The following is a 15,425-nucleotide window of genomic DNA, read 5'->3' as shown; positions in this document are numbered from 1 at the left end:
CGGACCGGATACCGGTCAGCGGGCCGCCAGCGCGGTTTCCCCGGCCCTGCGCATCGCGGCCAGCGGGGCGGGCGAGCGGCCCGTCATCTGCTCCACCTGGAGAACCGCCTGGTGGACCAGCAGATCGAGGCCGCCGACCACCGCGCCGCCGCGGTCGGCCCAGGCGGTGGCCAGCGCGGTCGGCCAGGGCTCGTAGAGCACGTCGAAGAGGGTGCCGGGCCGGTCCGGGACGGCGGCGGCGAGCGCGTCGGTGGTGCCCGCCGGGGTGGTGGCGACGGTCAGCGGCGCCGTGAAGGCCTCCGCGGCGTCCTCCCAGGCGGCGGTGCGGACCGCGACACCGAGCCGCTCGCCCCAGCCGCGCATCTCGTCGGCGCGGGCGGCGCTGCGGACGTACGCGGTGACCTCGCCGGTGCAGATCCGGGAGAGCGCGGCCAGCGCCGAGGAAGCGGTGGCGCCCGCGCCGAGCACGGACGCCCGCTCGACCCGCTCCACCCCGCGTTCGCGCAGCGCGGCGAGCATGCCCGGGATATCGGTGTTGTCGCCGATCCGCCGTCCGTCGGCCGTGAAGACGACGGTGTTGACCGCCTCGACCGAGGCCGCGGTGCCGGTGATCTCGTCGAGCAGCGGAATCACCGCGCGCTTGAGCGGCATGGTCAGCGAAAGGCCCGCCCATTCGGGACCGAGCTTCCCGATGAACCCGGGCAGCCCCGCCTCGTCGACCTCGTGGCGGCCGTACTCCCAGCCGGTCAGGCCGAGTTCGTCATAGGCGGCACGGTGCAGCACCGGGGAAAGGGAGTGCGCGATCGGGGAGCCGAGTACCGCGGCGCGACGTGTGGGGCTCATTGCTTGGCTTTCTCGCGTTCCTTTTCGTAGATGCGGCGGTTCTTCTCGTGCTCTTCGTTCGTTTCGGCGAACAGCGTCGTTTCCGGGTTTATCGAGACGAAGTAGTACCAGTTGCCCTTGGCCGGGTTGATGGCGGATTTCAGCGCCACCTCACCCGGGTTGCCGATCGGCCCCGGCGGCAGACCCTTGAACTTGTAGGTGTTGTACGGGTCGTTGAATTTCCGCAGATCGTCGACGGATCCGGTGTCCAGGGTGCTCTGGGACTTCGCGTAGTTGAACGTCGAGTCGAAGTCCAGCAGACCGTAAGTCTCGGTGTTGTCCGGCTTCAGGCGGTTGTAGACGACGCGCGCCACCTTGACGAAGTCATGCTTGTACTTGCCTTCGGCCTGCGTGAGGCTGGCGACGGTGAGCAGCTGCATCGGCGAGTCGAGGTGGAGCCTTTGCGCGCTCTGCGGGAGTTTGTACTTCTCGTAGACCTGATTGGCGCGCGCCACCATCTGCTTGAGGACCGCGGACGGCTTCGCACCTTCGCCCACGCTGTATGTGGACGGGTAGAGGAAGCCCTCCAGCGGGTCCTTGATCTTCGCGGAGTCATTGGCCCAGGACGGCAGACCGAGGTTTTTGACCTGGCTCCTGGCGACTTGTTTGGTCGTGCCCGTCTTGAGTTTGAGCTTCTTGTCGATGAGTTTGTAGACCTCACCGGCCCGCAGTCCCTCGCGGATCGTGAGGCCGTTACGGCTCTTGGGGTCGGACATGAGCGTGACCGCCGCGGCACCGGACATATGCTTGCGCAGCGAATACGTACCAGGCTGCAGCACCTTGTCCTTCCCGCTCTCGACGGCCGCGTCGGTGAACGCACCGTCGCTCTTGACCACGCCCTTTTTCGCGAGGATCTGCCCCATTTCGGCGACCGACGAGCCGGCCGGAATCTCGACCTGCACATCGCCGGAGCCCTCGCCCTCGTAATCGGGCGCCGCTCCGAAATGGGCCATGAAGAAGTCGTAGCCGAAATAGCCGACGGCGCCGACCGCACCGGCGAAGACCAGCGTCACCACCAGACAGGCCGTGCCGCTGCGCCGCTTGTTCTTCTTCCCGCTCTTGCCGTTCCGCTTGCCGCGGCGGTCGCGTCCGCCCCGGTCGCGCGGGTCGTCGTCGTAGTCCTCGTCGTCCTCGTCGTTGTCGGCGAAGAACGAGTGCTCCGGCTCCGGTTCCCGCGGCCGCTCCGGGTCGGCCCGCCAGTCGTCGCCCGCGGTGTCCTCGTACGGCGGCTCGGCATGCGGCGCAGCCGGCTGCTCGTACTGGTCGTACTGGTCGTACTGCTGGTACTGCTCGTACTGCTGCGGCGGGTACTGCTGCTGGTGCGGCACCTGCTGGTGCTGCGCGTACTGCTGCGGCTGGTGCTGCTGCGGCTGGTGCTGCTGCGGCTGCTGGTACGGGTCCTGGTGGCCGTAGTAGTCCTGGCCCGCCCCGCCGTACGGATCCGCCGGAGCCTGCTGGGCATAGGGGTCGTAGGGGTCGTACGGCAGCTGCCCGGTCCCCGCGGCGTCCCAGCCGTCGTGGCCGCCCTGGTACTGCTGCTGGGGGCCTGTGTACTGCTGCGGGACGGACTGCGGCGGGACGGACTGGCGTCCGTCCCACTGGGGCTGCTGTGCCTGGCCTCCGTAGGAACCCTGGTCTCCGTAGAGCGGGTCCTCGGGATGCCACGGTTCGGAGCCGTAGCCCCGGCCATACTCGGTCATCGATCCCCTAGAGCCGAGAGGCGGTGCGCTCCGGCCTGGCAGCGCGATTGCGGTGTGCCGATCCGCCTCTACTTGCACGTGCGGCTGTTCGAACCGCCGCCACATCGCGCGGAACGTTACCGTATCGCGATCAGGTGACCACTTCGACGCTCTCCCCCGGGGGCTCCCCGGAGGTCCGTTCGGTTTCCAGCGCGCTCTGCAGAATGACCACGGCGGCGGCCTGGTCGACCACCGAGCGCCCCTTCTTGCTGCGGACGCCGGAGGCCCGCAGGCCGTGGGTCGCGGTGACCGTCGACATCCGCTCGTCGACCAGCCGGACCCCTACGGGCGCGATGTTCTTCGCCAGCTCCTGGGCGAAGGCGCGCACCTTGGCCGCGGCCGGCCCCTCTCCCCCGCTGAGGGAGCGGGGCAGGCCGACCACGACCTCGAGCGGCTCGTACTCGTCGACAATCGCCTTGAGACGGCGGTGTGCTGACGGTACGTCACGTCCGGGCACGGTCTCGACGGGGGTGGCGAGGACCCCGTCGGGGTCGCACGAGGCGACCCCGATACGGGCGTCCCCGACATCCACGGCGATGCGCCGGCCGCGTCGCATCTCACTCACGTGCGTCAGGCCGCCTCGGAGACGAGCCGCTCGACGGCCTCGATGGCCTCGGGCACGGCGGCGGGGTTCTGGCCGCCGCCCTGGGCGACGTCCGGCTTGCCGCCGCCGCCTCCACCGAGCGTCTTGGCGGCCGTACGGACCAGGTCACCGGCCTTGATGCCGCGCTCGCGGGCGGCCTCGTTGGTGGCGATGACCGTCACCGGGCGGCCGTTGGCGACCGAGAACAGGGCCACGACGGCGGCGCGGTCGCCGGCGATCCGGCCGCGGACGTCCAGCACCAGCTTGCGCAGATCGTCGGCGGAGGTGCCGTCCGGGACCTGGCCGGAGGCGAGCGCCACACCGCGGACGTCCTTGGCACCGGCGGCCAGCCCGGCGGCGGCCTGCAGCACCTTCTCCGCGCGGAACTTCTCGATCTCCTTCTCGGCGTCCTTCAGCTTGGCCAGGACACCGGAGATCTTCTCCGGCAGCTCCTCCGGGCGTCCCTTGACCAGCTCGGTCAGCTGGGAGACGACGGTGTGCTCGCGGGCCAGGAAGCGGTAGGCGTCCACGCCGACCAGCGCCTCGACGCGGCGTACGCCGGAGCCGATGGAGGACTCGCCGAGCAGCTTCACCAGGCCCAGCTGGGCGGTGTTGTGGACGTGTGTACCGCCGCACAGCTCCTTGGAGAAGTCGCCGATGGTGACCACGCGGACCCGGTCGCCGTACTTCTCGCCGAACTCGGCGATGGCGCCCTGCTTCTTGGCCTCCTCCATGCTCATGACCTCGGCATGGACGTCGAGCTCACGGGCCAGCACGTCGTTGATCTTCTGCTCGACGTCGGTGAGGACCGAGCCGGGCACGGCGGTCGGCGAGCCGAAGTCGAAGCGGAAGCGGCCCGGGGAGTTCTCCGAACCGGCCTGGGCGGCCGTCGGGCCCAGGGCGTCGCGCAGCGCCTGGTGGGTGAGGTGGGTGGCGCTGTGGGCGCGGGCGATGGCGCGGCGGCGGGTGATGTCGATGGCGGCGTACGCGGCCGAGCCGAGGATCACCTCGCCGACCTGGACTACGCCCTTGTGGACCGTGACGCCGGGCACCGGCTGCTGGACGTCGCGGACCTCGACGACGGCGCCGGAGTCCAGCTTGATCCGGCCGGTGTCGGCGAGCTGGCCGCCGCCCTCGGCGTAGAACGGGGTGCGGTCCAGGACGACCTCGACCTCGTCGCCCTCGTGGGCGGCGGGGGCCGGGACGCCGTTGACCAGCAGGCCGACGACGGCGGACTCGCCCTCGGTGGCGCTGTAGCCGGTGAATTCGGTGGCGCCGGACTTGTCGGCGACCTCGCGGTAGGCGGACAGGTCGGCGTGGCCGCTCTTCTTGGCCTGGGCATCGGCCTTGGCGCGCTCCCGCTGTTCCTTCATCAGGCGGCGGAAGCCGTCCTCGTCCACCGAGAGGCCCTGCTCGGCGGCCATCTCGAGGGTGAGGTCGATCGGGAAGCCCCAGGTGTCGTGGAGCAGGAAGGCCTTGTCGCCGGCCAGGACGGTGCCGCCGCCGGCCTTGGTGTCCGTGACGGCGGTGTCGAGGATGTTGGTGCCGGCCTTGAGCGTCTTGACGAAGGCGGCCTCCTCGGCGAGGGCGACCGTCTCGATCCGGCGGCGGTCCTCCAGGAGCTCGGGGTACTGCTGGCCCATGGTCTTGATGACGACGTCGAGGAGCTCGGCGACGACCAGGTCCGTGGCGCCCAGCAGGCGCATGTTGCGGATGGCGCGGCGCATGATGCGGCGCAGGACGTAGCCGCGGCCCTCGTTGCCGGGTGTGACGCCGTCGCCGATGAGCATCGTGGCCGTACGGATGTGGTCGGCGACGACGCGCAGCGAGACGTCGGAGGAGTGGGCGGCGCCGTAGCGGACGCCGGTCAGCTCGGTGGCCTTGTCGATGACCACGCGCAGGGTGTCCGTCTCATACATGTTCGGGACGTCCTGCAGGATCATCGCCAGGCGCTCGAGGCCGAGGCCGGTGTCGATGTTCTTGCTGGGCAGGTCGCCGAGGATCTCGAAGTCCTCCTTGCCCGTGCCGGCGCCCCGCTCGTACTGCATGAAGACCAGGTTCCAGATCTCCACGTACCGCTCGTCGTTGACGGCCGGGCCGCCCTCGACGCCGAATTCCGGGCCGCGGTCGTAGTTGATCTCGGAGCACGGGCCGCAGGGGCCCGGGACGCCCATGGACCAGTAGTTCTCCTTCTTGCCCAGGCGCTGGATGCGCTCCTTGGGCACCCCGACGACCTCGTGCCAGATGCGCTCGGCCTCGTCGTCGTCGAGGTAGACGGTGATCCACAGACGCTCGGGGTCGAGGCCGTAGCCGCCGTCGGCCTGCGAGCTGGTCAGCAGCTCCCAGGCGTACTTGATGGCGCCTTCCTTGAAGTAGTCGCCGAAGGAGAAGTTGCCGCACATCTGGAAGAACGTGCCGTGCCGGGTGGTCTTGCCGACCTCTTCGATGTCCGGCGTACGGACGCACTTCTGGACGCTGGTGGCGCGCGGCGCGGGCGGCTTGACCTCGCCGAGGAAGTACGGCTTGAAGGGGACCATGCCCGCGTTGACGAGCAGCAGCGTCGGGTCGTCCGCGATGAGCGACGCCGACGGCACGACGGTGTGCCCACGCTCTTCGAAGAAGCGCAGCCAGCGGCGGCGGATTTCAGCCGACTCCATCAGTGGTCCTCATTTCCAGTCGGTCCGGTCAGCCCGGGGCGGCCCGGGGTTCTCGTGATTCGGTGATGCGATTCGTGCGCCGCGTGGGAGCGCGGCGCGGGCAGCTCTACGGCCTCGCTCGTCCCGCGAAGTCCGAGCGCGTCGTTCAGCTGCTCTTCACGGTCCGCCATTCCCGCGCGTACGTCCAATGCAAATTGACGCAGCCGGTGTCCGGTCTCGACGGCCTTGTCCGCGGCCTGCGCGGCGAGGCTGTCGGGCTGCAGCCTGCGCAGCTTTCGGTGGACCTTGTTGGTGGCCCAGACCCCGGCGGCGGCGCCGGTGGTGAACCAGAATGCGCGGCGGAACATCGCGGTGATCAGTCCTTGGAGCGGCGGTTGCGGCGCCCGCCGCGGCGGGCGCCGGGCAGGGTTCGGCCGATGACGACGGTGCGCTGTGCGCCGTCGGCAGGGGCAGCTGCGGCCTTCTTGCCGATCGCGCGGCGCACGCCGTAGCCGAACGCCGCGATCTTGACCAGCGGTCCCCCGAAGGCGGAGGAGACGGTCGAGGAGAGCGCGGAGGCGTTGGCGGTGACCTCCTGGACGTCGGCGGCGATGGCATCGACGCGCGCCAGCTGGGTGTGCGCGGAGCGGACCGTCGCGGACGCGTCGGCCAGGAGCGGAACGGCCTGATCGGAGATCTCGGCCACCATCTTGGTGGTCGCCTTGAGGGTCCCTGCCAGCCTCACCAGTACGAGCGCGAGGAACGACACAAGGATGGCCCAGAAGACGGCCACGAGGATCCCGGCCACCTCTCCACCGGACACGCTGGCACCACTCTCCGACTGCTTGGGGCTGGTCTCGACCTGCTCGGCTCATCCTGCCCGAGAGGCACCCTTGACCTTATCGCGCCGTGACTGTCCGTCCGTACCCCGTTCCCCGCGCCGCGGGGACGATCGGACACCGCGCGCGCACGGACCGTACAGGGGTGGGCACGTTCCGTATGACCGGCACGGTCAACTCCGCTGTGCCACCCGGGAGTTGGCCGCGCACAAGCAAGCCCGCCGCCTCCCCCTCCGCGAGCGGCGGCGGGGAGACGGCGGGCTGAGCGTGGTGCTGCGCCTGTGGTGGTGCTTAGCGGGCGTAGTACTCGACGACGAGCTGCTCGTCGCAGATCACCGGGATCTCCTTGCGGTTGGGGTCCCGGTCGAGACGGAACGCCAGCGCCTGGAGGTTGACCTCGAGGTAGCGGGGGGTCTCGCCGTCGGGGGCGTAGCCACCCTCGCGCGCGACCTGGAAGGGGTGCTTCTCGCGGCTGCGCTCGCGGACCTGCACGACGTCGCCGGGGCGGACGCGGAAGGACGGCTTGTCGACCTTGCGGTCGTTGACCGCGATGTGGCCGTGGACCACCATCTGGCGGGCCTGGTAGATCGTCCGGGCGATACCCGAACGCAGGACGAGCGCGTCCAGACGGCGCTCCAGCTCGACGATCAGGGCCTCGCCCGTCTTGCCATCGACCTTCCGAGCGCGGTCGTAAGCACGGACCATCTGGCGCTCGCTGATGTCGTACTGCGCGCGCAGACGCTGCTTCTCGAGCAGACGGACCTTGTAGTCACTGTTCTGCTTACGGCCACGGCCGTGCTCGCCGGGCGGGTAGGGACGGGCCTCGAAGTACTTGACGGCCTTCGGCGTCAGCGCGATGCCGAGCGCGCGCGACTTCTTGACCTTGGGACGCGACTGGTTCACGTGGAACGATCCTCCATGTAAGTTAGGTGAGGCTTACCTTACCGCGAGGAGAACGCATGTTTCGACCTGGGATCCCCCTGCCCGGCGCAGAACGCACCAAGGCGGGTCAGCCGCGTCCCGTGGAAAACGCCCGGCGGCCCACTGCCGCCGAACGCGTACGAACCCTCGTGGAGTCCCATGGTATGGGTTCGCTGAGCATTCCCGGAGTCGAGGACCCCGACGAGAACGGCCTCTCGGCGCCCGTCTGCCGGACCGTGACACCCGACGGAGACCTGCTGTTGCTGGTTCCTGGCGACTCCTCGGCGGCCCGGGCGGCCGCGCACGCCCAGGACGATGATCTTACGGCCGTGATGGAGATCACGGATGTCGCCCCCGTTTCCGTCCCCCATCGCATCCGCGGACGCGCCTGGGTGGCCGGCTGGCTGACCCCCGTACGCAATGACCAGCGCGCCGAGGCCGCCATGCTGCTCGCCGAGCGGCATCCGGTCGGCGAACTGCTCGGCATCGGGGAGGCGCTGCAGCCCGAGCCGGCGCCGGGCCTCTACGGGCGGGCCGCCTGGATGATGCTGCGCCTGGAGGTCGGCGAGGGCGCGGTGGACGATCTGTGGGGCGCCGAGCCCGTCGAACCGGACGAGTTCGCCGCCGCCTCCCCCGACCCGCTGGTCGCCCACGAGGCGGAGCTGCTCCAGCATCTGCACTCCGCCCACAGCGAGCAGGTCCGCGGCCTGTGTGCGCTCCTCGGCGACCGCTCGGCGGTGTGCGGGGCGCACGACCGGGCCGTCCCCGTCGGCCTCGACCGCTTCGGCCTCCGCGTCCGCTTCGTCGACGCCGACCAGCAGGCCTTCGACGCCCGCTTCGACTTCCCGGAGCCCGTACAGGACGTGGCGGAGCTGCGGCGCGCGATGCACACGCTCTTCGAGGCGGCGGCGGAGTAGCCGGGGCGGGCCTGCGCGGTCTGCCGGCCTGCGCGGTCTGCCGGCCTGCGCGGTCTATGCGCCGGCGCCCTCGCCGTCCGCGCCCCGCAGCCGGGCGCGGACGCGCTCCGCGACCTCCGCATAGCGGGCCTCGGCGCCATGGCGGGTCGGGGAGTAATAGCGCTTGCCCTGCACCTCGTCCGGTGCGTACTGCTGGGCCGCGATACCGCCCGGGAGGTCGTGCGGGTACTGGTAGCCCTGGCCGTGGCCGAGCTTCTGGGCGCCCTGGTAGTGGCTGTCGCGCAGATGCGGCGGCACCGCACCGGCGTTCCCGGCGCGGACGTCCGCCAGCGCGGCGTCGATCGCCAGATAGGCGGCGTTCGACTTGGGCGCCAGGGCCAGGGCGATGGTGGCCTGGCTCAGGGTGATCCGGGCCTCGGGGAAGCCGATCAGCGCCACCGCCTGGGCGGCGGCCACCGCGGTCTGCAGGGCGGAGGGGTCGGCCAGGCCGATGTCCTCGCTCGCCGAGATCATCAGCCGCCGGGCGATGAAACGAGGGTCCTCCCCCGCCTCGATCATCCGCGCCAGGTAATGGAGCGCGGCGTCGACGTCCGAGCCCCGGATGGACTTGATCAGGGCGCTGGCGACGTCGTAATGCTGATCGCCGTCCCGGTCGTACTTCACCGCCGCCCGGTCGACGGACTCCTCCAGCGTCCGGAGGGTGATCTCCTTCTCCCCCTTGGCCAGCGCGGAGCCGGCCCCGGCCTCCAGGGCCGTCAGCGCGCGCCGGGCATCGCCGCCCGCGATCCGCAGCAGATGCGCCTCGGTGTCCTCGGGGAGGGTGACCGCGCCGTCCAGCCCGCGCGGATCGGTGAGCGCGCGGCGCAGCAGGCCCCGCAGATCGTCGTCGGTGAGCGGTTCGAGGGTCAGGAGCAGGGAGCGGGACAGCAACGGGGAGATCACCGAGAAGTACGGGTTCTCCGTCGTGGCCGCGATCAGGGTGACCCAGCGGTTCTCGACCGCGGGGAGCAGGGAATCCTGCTGGGCCTTGCTGAAGCGGTGGATCTCGTCCAGGAAGAGGACGGTCTCCTTGCCGAAACCGCCCGAGGCGCGCCGGGCGCCGTCGATGACCGCGCGGACCTCCTTGACGCCGGCCGTGATCGCGGAGAGCTCGACGAAACGCTTGTTGGTCGCCTGGCTGACGACATAGGCCAGGGTCGTCTTGCCGATGCCCGGCGGGCCCCAGAGAAAAACCGAGGACGGCCCCGCCGGTCCGCCGTTGCCCTCACCGACGAGACGGCGCAGCGGCGAACCCGGCTTGAGGAGATGCTGCTGCCCCACGACCTCGTCGAGGGTGCGCGGACGCATCCGCACGGCGAGAGGAGACCCCGCGGGGTCCTTCTCCTGACGGTCTTCGGCGGCGGCGGTGAACAGGTCGGGCTCCACGTCGACGAGCCTATGTCACCCCACTGACAACGCCCCGGCCACCGTCATCGGCGGCCGGGGCGCGGGCCGGCTGCACGCCGGTACGGGAGCCTGCCCTACAGGAGGCTGCTCCAGTACGACCACCAGCGGGTGAGGATCAGCAGCGCGATCGCGCCGTACCAGAGCACCGGCACGACCCAGTGGAACTCCGCCACCGTCCGGCGCAGCCCGTCGGGGGCCGGGATGATGCCGTGCCTGAGGTTGTGCGCCGTGGTGTACCAGAACATCAGGATCGTGACGCACCAGGTCAGCGTGCACCACAGGCACAGCGCGTTGATGCTGTACAGCGACTGGGTCATCAGCCACATGCAGAAGACCGTGGCGAGGCCGGTACCGATGTTGAGCCCGATCCAGTACCAGCGGCGGAAGCGGGCGCCCGCCAGCAGGGCCATACCGATCGCGACGATCACGCCGAAGCCGACCAGCCCCGCCAGCGGGTTCGGGAAGCCGAAGACCTCCGCCTGCTTGCTCTGCATGACGCTGCCGCAGGAAACGATCGGGTTGAAGCTGCAGGCCGGCTTGTAGTTCGGGTCCTTCAGCAGCTCGAACTTGTCCAGTGTGATGACCCAGGCCGCGAGGATGCCCAGGGCCCCGGTGATCACCAGTAGCAGAGCGAAGCCGCGACCCGCGCCGACGGTGCCCGAGTCGCTGGTGTGATCGTCGTCGGTGGACACGTCATCAACCACTGTCGTCGTCATATCGCCGTTCCGTCGGTCGCTGGGAAGGAGGCCGGGCGGGCCCGCGGAACCGCGGGCGCGCCCTTCATTCTGCCCCAACTCCCCGGCCGTCCACCGTTCGCTGCGCATAAGCGAGCGGTACGGCGAAGGGATGGAACCGCGCGCAGGAGGTTGACCCGGGCGGTGTTCCCGGGGCCGGCCAGGGCCTCAGCCCAGCTTGCGCGTGATCTCGTCCACGACGGCGTCCAGCGCCACCGGGGTCTGCTCGCCGCTCTCCAGGTCCTTGAGCTGGACGACGCCGTCGGCCAGGTCCCGCTCGCCCGCCACCAGGGCCAGCCGCGCGCCGGAGCGGTTGGCGGACTTCATGGCGTTCTTCAGGCCCTTGCCGCCGTACGCGAAGTCGGTGGCGACCCCGGCCCGGCGCAGCGCGGTGACCGTGCCGAAGAGCACCCGGCGGGCCTCCTCGCCGAGCGGCACCGCGTACACGGCCGTCGCGGCGGGGATGTCGAGCACGATGCCCTCGGCCTCCAGGGCCAGCACCGTACGGTCGACGCCGAGCGCCCAGCCGACGGACGGCAGCGCGGGCCCGCCGATCATCTCGGAGAGGCCGTCGTAGCGGCCGCCGCCGCCCACCGCGGACTGCGAGCCCAGGCCGTCGTGGACGAACTCGAAGGTGGTGCGGGTGTAGTAGTCCAGCCCGCGCACCAGCTTCTCGTCGTCCTCGAAGCCCACGCCCGCCGCGGTCAGCAGCTCACGCACCTGCTCGTGGTACGCCTTGCACGCCTCGCACAGGTAGTCGCGCAGCATCGGTGCCCCGGTCAGCTGCCGCTGCACGGCGTCGCGCTTGTCGTCCAGGACGCGCAGCGGGTTGATGTCGACCCGGCGACGGGTGTCGTCGTCCAGGTCGAGACCGCGCAGGAAGTCCTGCAGCGCGGCGCGGTAGACGGGGCGGCACTCCTTGTCGCCCAGCGAGTTCAGCAGGATCCGGAAGTTGCGCAGTCCCAGCGAACGGTAGGCCTGGTCGGCCAGGATGATCAGCTCGGCGTCCAGCGCCGGGTCCTCCGTGCCGATCGCCTCGGCGCCGACCTGCGAGAAGTGGCGGTAGCGGCCCTTCTGCGGACGCTCGTAGCGGTAGTACGAGCCCGAGTACCAGAGCTTGACGGGGAGGTTGCCGCCCTTGTGGAGGTTGGCCTCCAGCGCCGCGCGCAGCACGGACGCGGTGCCCTCGGGGCGCAGCGCCAGCTTGTCGCCGCCCTTGGTCTCGAAGGCGTACATCTCCTTGGTCACGATGTCGGTGGACTCACCGACGCCGCGCGCGAACAGCTCGACGTTCTCGAAGCCGGGCGTCTCGATGTAGCCGTACCCGGAGTTCTTCAGCGGGCCGGAGATGGCCTCGCGCACCGCCAGGTAGGTGGCGGAATTCGGCGGCAGCAGGTCGTAGGTGCCCTTGGGTGCCTGAAAGGTGCTCACGGAAAGTCTCGTCACATTCCTCGTCGTGGAGCGGCGGTCACACCGTCTCCGCGGCCGGCGGCCACTTCCCGCAGATAGGGGTTGGTGGCACGCTCGCGGCCGATGGTGGTCTGGGGGCCGTGGCCGGACAGCACGACCGTCGAGTCGTCCAGCGGGAGGCATACGCGCTCCAGCGACCGGAGGATCTCGGCGTGGTCGCCGCCCGGCAGGTCGGTACGTCCGATGGAGCCGGCGAACAGCAGGTCGCCCGAGAAGAAGACCGGCGGAATGTCCGCCTGCTCGGGCATCCGGAACGTCACCGACCCCTTGGTATGGCCCGGTGCGTGCGCGACGGAGAACTCCATCCCGGCCAGCTCCAGAGCGCTGCCGTCGGTCAGCTCCTTGACGTCGTCCGGCTCCCCCACGGTGAGTTCGCCCATGAGCTGCTGACCGATGGAGCGGCCGAGGGCCTTCTCCGGGTCGCTCATCATGAAGCGGTCCTCGGGGTGGATCCAGGCCGGTACGTCGTGCGCGCCGCACACCGGGACGACCGAGGCGACATGGTCGATATGGCCGTGGGTGAGGATGACGGCGACGGGCTTGAGCCGATGCTTTCTGACCGCGTCCTCGACTCCTTGGGCCGCCTGGTGGCCCGGGTCGATGATCACGCACTCCTCGCCGGCGGCGGGGGCGACCAGGTAGCAGTTGGTCCCCCAGGCCCCGGCGGGGAACCCGGCAATCAGCACGTTCGTCCTTAAAGGTCGGTGGAGGTCGGTCCGCGGGACCGCTCCCGGAACATCTCGGCAGCTCCAGAGCCTACCGGCGCGACTCCCGCCGGGGCGAACCCGTATACGGTACGGCCACGGCGGGCGACAGCGACGACGACGCCGATCGGTGATCGGACAAGGGAGACGACGGGTGGTCAGCAAGGATCAGCGGCGGCGGCAGCTCGCCCGGGAGAAGTTCGAGCGCCAGCAGCAGCGGAGGTCCGCGGCACAGCAGAAGACCAAGCGCCGCAATGTGATCATCGCGTCCGCCCTGGCCGTGGTGCTCGCCGCGGGCGCCGCCGCATACGCCACCGCCGGACTGGCGGGCGACGACGACCGGAAGTCCGACCAGGCGGCGGTGGATCCGGCCCCCACCACGGCGCCGGACCCGTGCGCCGGGCCCGCCAAGGGCGCGCCGTCGAAGGAGACGTGGAAGAAGGAGCCGGCGATGTCGGTCGACACCGCCGCCTCCTACACCGCGAAACTGGCGACGACCTGCGGAGAGATCAGGCTGAAGCTGGACGCGGCGAAGGCGCCGCACACGGTGAACTCCTTCGCCTTCCTGGCCGGCAAGCACTTCTTCGACCACAGCAGGTGCCACCGCCTCGTCGACCAGAACATCCACGTCCTGCAGTGCGGCGACCCGACCGGCACCGGCGCGGGCTCGCCCGGCTACGCCCTCCCGGACGAGAACCTCAAGGACCCGCGGCTCAAGGGCGGCGTGTATCCGGCGGGCACGGTCGCGATGGCCAACAACTACGACGGCCAGCACGACAGGACCCGCAACTCCGGCGGCAGCCAGTTCTTCCTCGTCTACCAGGACAGCAAGCTGCCGCCCGACTACACGCCGTTCGGGACCGTCACCGGCGGTATGGACGTCCTGAAGAAGATCGCCGCGGCCGGTTCCAAGCCGGACCCGAAGATCGGCAGTACGGCGCCGAACGCCACCGTCGTCATCAACGAGGCGACCGTCGGCACGAGCTGACCGCCGCTGACCGGCATGCGGCTTTCCGCTGTCCCCGGCGCCCCGAACCGCGGAATTTCGGTCGTGCTGGATGCGGACAGCCGGACGCCGGTCGCCTAGATTGGCGTTGGGTGACGGTGCCCGCTTCCACGGATGCCACCCTCACCCGCAAGACAGCACGTCGGACCGGCCAGGGCGCGGCTCTGCCGGACAGAAACTGTGGACGATGCCGGGGGGCGTACGCCTGCGCCGGCATCATGTGGAGGAGGCGCTGTGAGCAGCGACCCATGGGGCCGCGTCGATGAGACGGGGACCGTATACGTGCGTACCGCCGACGGCGAGAAGGTCGTCGGATCGTGGCAGGCGGGCACTCCCGAGGAGGCCCTCGCCTACTTCGAGCGCAAGTATGAGGGCCTGGTCGTCGAGATCGGCCTCCTCGAGCGCCGGGTCAGGACCACCGACCTGTCGGCGAAGGACGCCACGACCGCGATCGACCATCTGCGTCAGCAGGTCGACGAGCACCACGCGGTGGGCGATCTGGAGGCGCTGAGGAAGCGGCTGGACAAGCTCGTCGAAACCGTCGAGTCGCGGCGCGAGGAGCGCAAGGCCCAGAAGGCGCGGCAGAGCGACGAGGCCCGGCAGGCCAAGGAGAAGCTGGTCATCGAGGCCGAGGAGCTGGCGGCCAGCGAGCAGTGGCGGGCGGCGGGTGAGCGGCTGCGGGCGCTGGTCGACACCTGGAAGGGCCTGCCGCGGCTGGACCGCAAGGCGGACGACGAGCTCTGGCACCGCTTCTCGCACGCCCGGTCGGCGTTCTCCAAGCGGCGCAAGGCGCACTTCGCCTCGCTGGACGCGCAGCGCGAGGAGGCCCGTAAGACCAAGGAGAAGCTGGTCGCCGAGGCCGAGTCGCTGTCGAACTCGACGGACTGGGGCGCCACCGCCGCGCGTTACCGCGAGCTGATGGCCGACTGGAAGGCCGCCGGCCGCGCCCAGCGCGAGCACGAGGACGACCTGTGGAACCGCTTCCGCGGCGCCCAGGACATCTTCTTCCAGGCGCGCGGCGAGGTCTTCGCGGAGCGCGACGCCGAGCAGCGGGAGAACCTGACCCGCAAGGAGGAGCTGGCCGTGGAGGCCGAGAAGCTGCTCCCGGTCTCGGACCTGAAGACCGCGCGGTCCGCGTTCCGGTCGATCAACGAGCGGTGGGAGGCCATCGGCCATGTGCCGCGGGACGCCCGCCCCAAGATCGAGGGCCGGATGCATGCCGTCGAGCGCGCCATCCAGGAGGCCGAGGAGGCCGAGTGGCGGCGGACGAACCCCGAGGCGCGGGCCCGTGCCGCGGGGCTGACCGGCCAGCTCCAGGACGCCGTCGACAAGCTGGAGAAGCAGATCGAGACGGCGCGCGCGGCCGGCAACACCGCCAAGGCCGACAAGCTGGGCCGTGAGCTGGAGGGCCGCAAGGCGCTGCTGGACCAGGCGCTGAAGGGGCTGGAGGAGTTCGGCGGCTGAGAAGCACTGAGGCGGCCCCGGTACCTCTGCGTACCGGGGCCGCCTCACGTTCTTGGAACCGCAACCATCAATTGAGGAACCCCT

General features: G+C 70.5%; 14 protein-coding genes. 3 read left to right on the top strand and 11 right to left on the bottom strand.

The window, feature by feature from the left end:
* Positions 1 to 15: 15 nt before the first annotated feature.
* From ADL29_RS08895 to rpsD, 7 genes are all read right to left on the bottom strand, one after another.
* Entirely contained in the window at positions 16 to 843 is an 828-nt protein-coding gene (locus ADL29_RS08895) for a shikimate dehydrogenase (protein WP_053923154.1), read from the bottom strand.
* Complete coding sequence (mltG, locus tag ADL29_RS08890) at positions 840 to 2,582, bottom strand: endolytic transglycosylase MltG (protein WP_053923153.1); 1,743 nt, start codon at positions 2,580 to 2,582, stop codon at positions 840 to 842. Before mltG ends, ADL29_RS08895 begins: the two co-directional genes overlap by 4 nt.
* 130 nt (positions 2,583 to 2,712) lie before the next feature.
* A complete protein-coding gene (ruvX, locus tag ADL29_RS08885) occupies positions 2,713 to 3,177 on the bottom strand; it encodes a Holliday junction resolvase RuvX (RefSeq protein ID WP_046929017.1) in 465 nt (154 codons plus the stop codon).
* 14 nt (positions 3,178 to 3,191) lie between these two features.
* The gene (gene alaS, locus ADL29_RS08880) at positions 3,192 to 5,861 is read right to left on the bottom strand and encodes an alanine--tRNA ligase (protein WP_053923152.1); all 2,670 of its coding nucleotides are present in this window, start codon (positions 5,859 to 5,861) and stop codon (positions 3,192 to 3,194) included.
* The gene (locus ADL29_RS08875; RefSeq protein WP_053923151.1) at positions 5,861 to 6,208 is read right to left on the bottom strand and encodes a DUF6167 family protein; all 348 of its coding nucleotides are present in this window, start codon (positions 6,206 to 6,208) and stop codon (positions 5,861 to 5,863) included. The genes alaS and ADL29_RS08875 overlap by 1 nt, the downstream gene beginning before the upstream one ends.
* 8 nt (positions 6,209 to 6,216) lie before the next feature.
* On the bottom strand, positions 6,217 to 6,663 hold the full coding sequence (locus tag ADL29_RS08870; protein ID WP_245689245.1) for a DUF948 domain-containing protein: 447 nt from the start codon (positions 6,661 to 6,663) through the stop codon (positions 6,217 to 6,219).
* 307 nt (positions 6,664 to 6,970) lie between these two features.
* Positions 6,971 to 7,582, bottom strand: coding sequence for a 30S ribosomal protein S4 (gene rpsD, locus ADL29_RS08865; protein ID WP_046929013.1), 612 nt, complete (start codon positions 7,580 to 7,582; stop codon positions 6,971 to 6,973).
* 182 nt (positions 7,583 to 7,764) lie between these two features.
* Here rpsD and ADL29_RS08860 point away from each other — a divergent pair, with 182 nt between their 5' ends.
* Complete coding sequence (locus ADL29_RS08860) at positions 7,765 to 8,517, top strand: DUF2470 domain-containing protein (RefSeq protein ID WP_053923149.1); 753 nt, start codon at positions 7,765 to 7,767, stop codon at positions 8,515 to 8,517.
* Between the two features lie 54 nt (positions 8,518 to 8,571).
* Here ADL29_RS08860 and ADL29_RS08855 read toward each other — a convergent pair whose 3' ends face one another.
* The 4 genes from ADL29_RS08855 to ADL29_RS08840 form a co-directional block, all read right to left on the bottom strand.
* Complete coding sequence (locus tag ADL29_RS08855; protein WP_053923148.1) at positions 8,572 to 9,942, bottom strand: replication-associated recombination protein A; 1,371 nt, start codon at positions 9,940 to 9,942, stop codon at positions 8,572 to 8,574.
* 95 nt (positions 9,943 to 10,037) lie between these two features.
* The gene (locus ADL29_RS08850; protein ID WP_053923147.1) at positions 10,038 to 10,679 is read right to left on the bottom strand and encodes a vitamin K epoxide reductase family protein; all 642 of its coding nucleotides are present in this window, start codon (positions 10,677 to 10,679) and stop codon (positions 10,038 to 10,040) included.
* Between the two features lie 186 nt (positions 10,680 to 10,865).
* Positions 10,866 to 12,128, bottom strand: a complete 1,263-nt coding sequence (gene hisS, locus ADL29_RS08845) for a histidine--tRNA ligase (protein WP_053923146.1) — start codon at positions 12,126 to 12,128, stop codon at positions 10,866 to 10,868.
* Positions 12,129 to 12,139: 11 nt separating this feature from the next.
* Positions 12,140 to 12,853, bottom strand: coding sequence for an MBL fold metallo-hydrolase (locus ADL29_RS08840; RefSeq protein ID WP_046929008.1), 714 nt, complete (start codon positions 12,851 to 12,853; stop codon positions 12,140 to 12,142).
* Between the two features lie 172 nt (positions 12,854 to 13,025).
* On the opposite strand from ADL29_RS08840, the gene ADL29_RS08835 reads away from it, so the two are divergent.
* Together ADL29_RS08835 and ADL29_RS08830 are read left to right on the top strand one after the other, a co-directional pair.
* A complete protein-coding gene (locus ADL29_RS08835) occupies positions 13,026 to 13,859 on the top strand; it encodes a peptidylprolyl isomerase (RefSeq protein ID WP_053923145.1) in 834 nt (277 codons plus the stop codon).
* Between the two features lie 252 nt (positions 13,860 to 14,111).
* Positions 14,112 to 15,341, top strand: coding sequence for a DUF349 domain-containing protein (locus ADL29_RS08830; protein ID WP_046929006.1), 1,230 nt, complete (start codon positions 14,112 to 14,114; stop codon positions 15,339 to 15,341).
* Positions 15,342 to 15,425 lie beyond the last annotated feature (84 nt).

The sequence above is a fragment of the Streptomyces chattanoogensis genome (genome assembly GCF_001294335.1).
Lineage (GTDB): Bacteria > Actinomycetota > Actinomycetes > Streptomycetales > Streptomycetaceae > Streptomyces > Streptomyces chattanoogensis.
This window is presented reverse-complemented; position numbering and strand designations above follow the sequence as displayed.

Coding starts and splice junctions, on each gene's coding strand:
- ADL29_RS08895 (WP_053923154.1), bottom strand. CDS start 843: ATGAGCCCCACACGTCGCGCCGCGGTACTCGGCTCCCCGATCGCGCAC.
- mltG (WP_053923153.1), bottom strand. CDS start 2,582: ATGACCGAGTATGGCCGGGGCTACGGCTCCGAACCGTGGCATCCCGAG.
- ruvX (WP_046929017.1), bottom strand. CDS start 3,177: ATGCGACGCGGCCGGCGCATCGCCGTGGATGTCGGGGACGCCCGTATC.
- alaS (WP_053923152.1), bottom strand. CDS start 5,861: ATGGAGTCGGCTGAAATCCGCCGCCGCTGGCTGCGCTTCTTCGAAGAG.
- ADL29_RS08875 (WP_053923151.1), bottom strand. CDS start 6,208: ATGTTCCGCCGCGCATTCTGGTTCACCACCGGCGCCGCCGCCGGGGTC.
- ADL29_RS08860 (WP_053923149.1), top strand. CDS start 7,765: ATGGGTTCGCTGAGCATTCCCGGAGTCGAGGACCCCGACGAGAACGGC.
- ADL29_RS08850 (WP_053923147.1), bottom strand. CDS start 10,679: ATGACGACGACAGTGGTTGATGACGTGTCCACCGACGACGATCACACC.